The 207-nt window shown below is 38.2% G+C and carries 1 protein-coding gene; it reads left to right on the top strand.

Annotated features, from left to right (window positions below):
* The coding region (locus CCAND38_RS02325) for a T9SS type B sorting domain-containing protein (protein ID WP_042343545.1) at positions 1 to 207 on the top strand (207 nt) is incomplete at both ends.

Below are 207 nucleotides of genomic sequence, written 5' to 3'. Positions count from 1 at the left end.
CCTAATAATACGGTTCGTATTTACAATCGTTGGGGAGTTAAGGTATTTGAGACGAAGGGCTATGATAATGTTAATAGAGTATTCCGAGCGATTTCAAACGGACGAGTAACGATTGAAGCTGCTGAGAAATTGCCACAAGGTACGTATTACTATATCATTGAATACACCGATAACAACAACAAGAAACATACGAAAGGAAGTTGGTTG

The sequence above is a fragment of the Capnocytophaga canis genome (assembly GCF_000827555.1).
In the GTDB taxonomy this organism is placed as follows: Bacteria; Bacteroidota; Bacteroidia; order Flavobacteriales; family Flavobacteriaceae; genus Capnocytophaga; species Capnocytophaga canis.
The sequence above is the reverse complement of the archived record's forward strand: the minus strand, read 5'-3'. Positions and strand labels throughout refer to the sequence as shown.